Raw genomic sequence first — 266 nt, forward strand, 5'->3', positions numbered from 1 at the left:
GAAAAGCGGGGTCAGGTCGAGACCCTTGGCGAGCGGATCGACCAGCACCTCGAGCGTCGGGCTCGCCATCTGCACGAGGCAGAGTTCCGGCCAGAAGGTCGTTTCCCGCAGAAATTCGGTGTCGATGGTGATGAATTCCGATTTCGCCAGTTCCGTGCAGGCTTCGGCGAGGGCGGCAGTCGTTTCAATCATTGCAAATGGCCACTCGTGAAAATTATCCGTCTTACTTTCCCTTTGCCGGGCGCATGTCAATACAAAGCCCGCTT

The 266-nt window shown here is 57.1% G+C and carries 1 pseudogene; it reads right to left on the minus strand.

Annotated features, from left to right (window positions below):
- A pseudogene (locus tag SB764_RS40940) lies at positions 1-192 on the minus strand (hypothetical protein); the annotation flags it as partial.
- Positions 193-266: the final 74 nt, after the last annotated feature.

Origin of the sequence: Paraburkholderia sp. SIMBA_027, assembly GCF_046535315.1 — a bacterium.
GTDB classification, from domain to species: Bacteria; Pseudomonadota; Gammaproteobacteria; order Burkholderiales; family Burkholderiaceae; genus Paraburkholderia; species Paraburkholderia tropica.